Origin of the sequence: Trebonia sp., assembly GCF_049794275.1 — a bacterium.
GTDB lineage: Bacteria > Actinomycetota > Actinomycetes > Streptosporangiales > Streptosporangiaceae > Trebonia.
On the sequence record NZ_JBARCR010000276.1, the window covers coordinates 1 to 4315 of the forward strand.

The 4315-nt window shown below is 70.6% G+C and carries 4 protein-coding genes; 2 read left to right on the forward strand and 2 right to left on the reverse strand.

From position 1 onward, the window contains the following. Together WA805_RS07870 and cofD are read right to left on the reverse strand one after the other, a co-directional pair. Positions 1-1254: coenzyme F420-0:L-glutamate ligase (locus tag WA805_RS07870; RefSeq protein WP_425242005.1), on the reverse strand; the 1254-nt coding region annotated here is incomplete at its 3' end. After that, positions 1251-2189 (reverse strand): 2-phospho-L-lactate transferase, encoded by a 939-nt coding sequence (gene cofD / locus WA805_RS07875; protein WP_422288900.1) that lies wholly within the window; start codon positions 2187-2189, stop codon positions 1251-1253. The genes cofD and WA805_RS07870, both read right to left, overlap by 4 nt. A 322-nt stretch (positions 2190-2511) precedes the next feature. Here cofD and WA805_RS07880 point away from each other — a divergent pair, with 322 nt between their 5' ends. Both WA805_RS07880 and WA805_RS07885 read left to right on the forward strand, forming a co-directional pair. Beyond that, a complete protein-coding gene (locus WA805_RS07880; RefSeq protein WP_422276971.1) occupies positions 2512-2775 on the forward strand; it encodes a WhiB family transcriptional regulator in 264 nt (87 codons plus the stop codon). A 128-nt stretch (positions 2776-2903) separates the two neighbouring features. Continuing rightward, on the forward strand, positions 2904-4315 hold a 1412-nt coding region (locus tag WA805_RS07885; protein ID WP_425242006.1), incomplete at its 3' end, for a glycosyltransferase family 2 protein.

Consider the following 4315-nt stretch of genomic DNA (forward strand, 5'->3'; position numbering starts at 1 on the left):
GGCCGCCGGGTGGCCGACGGCGACCGCGCCCATCGGGCGCCAGCCGGCGGGCAGGTCGAGGGCCCGGGCCGCGACATCCTGGCAGAACAGCGTCGAGGAGATCCACGCCGAGCCCAGGTTCTCCACGGCCAGCGCGACGAGCAGGTTCTGCACCGCGGCGCCCATCGAGACGGTGAACATGTCCTGCTCGGCGCGCGAGCGCCGCTCGTCAGGGTAGGCGTGCGCGGCCGAGGCCTGCAGGCAGGGGATCACGATCAGCGGCGCGTTGCGCAGCGGCAGGCCGCGCCGGGTGCGGCGGGCGATCTGGTCGTCGGTGAATCCGTCGCCGCGCAGGTCGGCTATCCATGCGTCGAGCATGACGTCGAGCAGGGCGGCACGGGCCGCCTCCGACGACACGATCACGAACCGCCAGGGCTCGCTGTGATGCGGTGCCGGGGCGGTCAGCGCGGCGGAGATCGCCCGTTCGACGGCGGCGACGTCGACAGGCTGGCCGGTGAACGACCGGACCGTGCGGCGGGCCGGCAGCACGTCGGCGGCGCCGAGCCGGAACATGTCCTCGTTCGCGGGACGGACCAGCGCCCGCGCGCCTGGCCCGTCGGAATCGGTGACCAGCGCGGCGAGGCCGCGCACGATCGCGACAGGTATCTGCAGCGCCTTGCCCTTGACCAGGTCCGCGGCGGCGGCGATCTCGTCGGCGACCGCGGCGACCGTGACCTCGAGGGTGTTGCCGAACGTGTCAGGCTCGCCCCGGTGGTCCCGCAGCGGCAGCACTCCGGCCGCCCCGATCGCCGTATCGGTCTGGCCCGTCCGCCACGGCCTGCCCATCGTGTCGGTGACGATCACGCCCACGGCTACCCCGAGCCTGGCGCGCAGCGCCTTGCGCAGCCGCCTGGCGGACTCGTCAGGGTCCTCGGGAAGCAGCACCACCGTGCCGGGGGCAGTGTTGGACGCGTCCACCCCGGCGGCGGCAAGGACGAACCCCTGCCTGGTCTGCGCGATCGTCGTCTGGCCGCGCCTGGCCACCACCCGGACCGTCTCCGCGGCGATCGCGTCCTCGCGGGTGGCGGAGACGACGCGGCCCTCAGCCTTGCTGACTACCTTCGAGGTGACCACCAGGATGTCACCGGCCCGCAGGCCGGGACCGCCCTCGGCGAGCGCCGCGTCGGCGATCAGCCGCGCCACGTCGTCTCCCGACGCGATCTCCGGTATCCCGGAGACACCGGAAATGTGGATCTCTGCCGGACCGGCGGTCATCGCTTCAGCTCCAGCGCCAGGTCGATCGCGCCCTGTGCGATAGCCGCGGCCGAGGGCAGGTCGCGCATGTACAGCGGCAGCGCGCGGACCGCGATGCCGGCCAGCGCCGGGTCGTCGGCCGCCGCCTTGTCCTGCTCGTCGACCAGCCAGCCGTCGATGAGGTCCGCGCCGTAGTGCGCGGCTACCGCGGCGGCGGACGTCTGCACGCCGATCGTGGCCAGGCAGACGTCGGCCATCCCGCGGACCGGGGCGCTGCCGATGATCCCGGAGACGCCGACCACGGTCTGCGCCTCGACGGCTTCCCTGATGCCGGGCACGGCCAGGATCGGGCCGATACTGACGACCGGGTTGGACGGCGGGAAGAGCACGAAGTCCGCGCCGGCGATCGCCTCGGCCACGCCAGGCGCGGGCGACGCCTCCGCGGCGCCAACCGGAACGATCGCCTTCGCCGGGGCGGGGGCGTGCAGCCGGACCCACCACTCCTGGAAATGGATCACCGAGTCCTCGAGAACCACGTGGGTTTCGATCGTGTCGTCAGACATCGGCAGCAGGCGGACGCCGGGCTGCCAGCGTTCGCACAGCACTCTGGTGGCCTCCGACAGCGGCTTGCCTTCCGTGAGCAGTTGGGTCCGCACGATGTGCGTCGCGAAGTCGCGGTCGCCGAGCGTGAACCACGACGGGCCCGCGCCGTACGCCCTGAGCTCGTCGCGGATGGTGAATGTCTCATCCGCCCGGCCCCACCCCTGGTCCTCGCTGATACCGCCGCCGAGGGTGTACATGACCGTGTCCAGGTCTGGGCACACGCGCAGGCCGAACAGGGTGATGTCGTCACCGGTGTTGCCGATGACGGTGATCTGGGCGCCGGGGGCAGCCGCCTTCAGGCCGCGCAGGAAGCGCGCTGCGCCGACGCCGCCAGCGAGGACGGTAATCCGCATGCGGACAGTGTCGCAGGTCTGTGAGCCGGCTGTAGCGCGCGGGGGGCTGCCCTCGGTCCCCGAATCGGTAGCGGGCAGCGGACACGCATTGTAAACTGTAAGTGCTCACTCGATTACAGATGGCGACAATCAGGCCGCGTCAGACGCTTTTTGCGGGCCTCAACGGCGCAACTTAGCGAAGAAGGCAGTCAATACCACCTTCTTCGCTTGACGTGAAGCAAGACACGCAGGTGTAATTTCATTGGTGTGATTCTTGCCGCCACGGGAAGGTGGCGAGCATCAAGGGGGCTCCTAGAGGGGAGGATGCGCTTTGACTGAGGTCATCGTCCCGCTAGCGCACGTCGTCGTCCGTCCGGAAGATGTCGAGGACCTGGGCTGGCAGGAACGTGCGCTCTGCGCGCAGACGGATCCGGAGGCGTTCTTCCCTGAGAAGGGCGGTTCCACCCGGGAGGCCAAACGGGTCTGCCGGAGTTGCGAGGTACGCGCCGAGTGCCTGGAGTACGCTCTCGAGAACGACGAGCGGTTCGGAATCTGGGGCGGATTGTCCGAGCGTGAGCGTCGCCGGATCAAACGCGAGGCGGGCTAGGGTCAGCGTTCCCTCACTTGCGGACATCTGGCTGTAATCCAGACGTGAACATGCACGGGCTTGTATCGTTCACGCTGTCCCCAGGGGATGGCTGATCACCATACCGGCTGTCGCTGCGGGGAACGGCCGTGATCGACCAACGAGTGCTGGACGTCTTGTCAACTATCCCGCAACAGACCCGGCATACCGTCACCGCGATAATCGTCGCGCACGACGGTGCCCGCTTGCTGCCCGGGCTTGTGCAGGCGCTGCAAGCGCAGACCTACCCGGCCGAGCGGGTCGTAGGGGTCGACACCGGGAGCCGTGACCGCAGCGGAGCGGTGCTGGCCGAACTGATCGGGCAAGACGCGGTGTTCGGGATGGACAGGAACACCGGCTACGGCGAGGCCGTCACGGTCGCGCTGCGGCACAGCGCGGCCCTGCGCATGGCGCGGACCGACCCGAATTTGAAGCGCGTCGAGTGGGTCTGGCTCCTGCACGACGACTGCGAGCCAGCCCCCGAGACGCTCGAGCGCCTGCTGCGGGCGGCGAGCCGGGACCGCTCGGTGGTGGCACTCGGGCCCAAGGTGCTGGACGGGCAGGACCGCCGCGTGCTGCGTGAGGTCGGCGTCTCAATCGACCGGGCCGGCCGCCGTGTAACCGGGATCGAGCCAGGTGAGATCGACCAGGGCCAGCACGATCACAACCGCGCCGTGCTCGCGGTCGGGTCCGCCGGCATGCTCGTCAGGCGGGACGCCTGGGACAGGCTCGGCGGGTTCGACACGGGGCTCAAGCTGTTCCGCGACGACGTTGACTTCTGCTGGCGGGCTCAGGGCGCCGGCTACCGCGTGCAGGTCGTCACCGATGCCGTGCTGTACCACCGCGAACTGTCCGCCAGGCGGCGCAGGGACACCGCGAACGGTGAGCCGCGCCGCTTGCGCCAGCTGGACCGGCGCAACGCGCTTTACGTGCTCGCCGTGAACCTGCCGCTGCTGACCATGCTCCGCGTCATGACCGGGTGCGTGGTGGGGTCGCTGGTGCGGGCCGCCTACTTCCTGATGACCAAGCAACTCGACTTGGCCGCCGCCCAGCTCTACGGGGTAGCGGGGCTTTTCGGCCACCCCTTGCGGCTGTGGCGAGCCAGGCGGCGCCGGGCCGCGTGGCGCAGGGAGGGCTACTCGGCGGCGCGCACGTTCATCCCGCCAGGCCGCACTCTCGCCCACCTCGCGGAGGACATCGCGGGGCTTGTGTCCAGCGGACCGCCGCAAGCCTCGGGCGGCATGCACCAGGCGGCTTCTGAAGAGCCGGAAGACGAGCAGTTCGTCGACACGCAATCCGTCGCCCGCCGGATCATCGCCAACCCCGGCGTCCAGCTCTTCGTGGCGCTCACCGTAATCGCTCTGGTCGCCGAGCGCAGGCTGCTCGGCACCAGCCCGCTCGGCGGCGGCGCGCTGGTGCCCGCGTGGGGCTCGGCGTCCCGGCTGTGGGCGGAGTACCTGGCGGGCTTCCACGCGGTCGGCGTGGGCTCGACCGTTTCCGCGCCGCCGTACCTGGCGGTCGT

Excerpts from the sequence above, each read along its gene's own strand:
- cofD (WP_422288900.1), bottom strand. The coding sequence starts at position 2,189 with ATGCGGATTACCGTCCTCGCTGGCGGCGTCGGCGCAGCGCGCTTCCTG.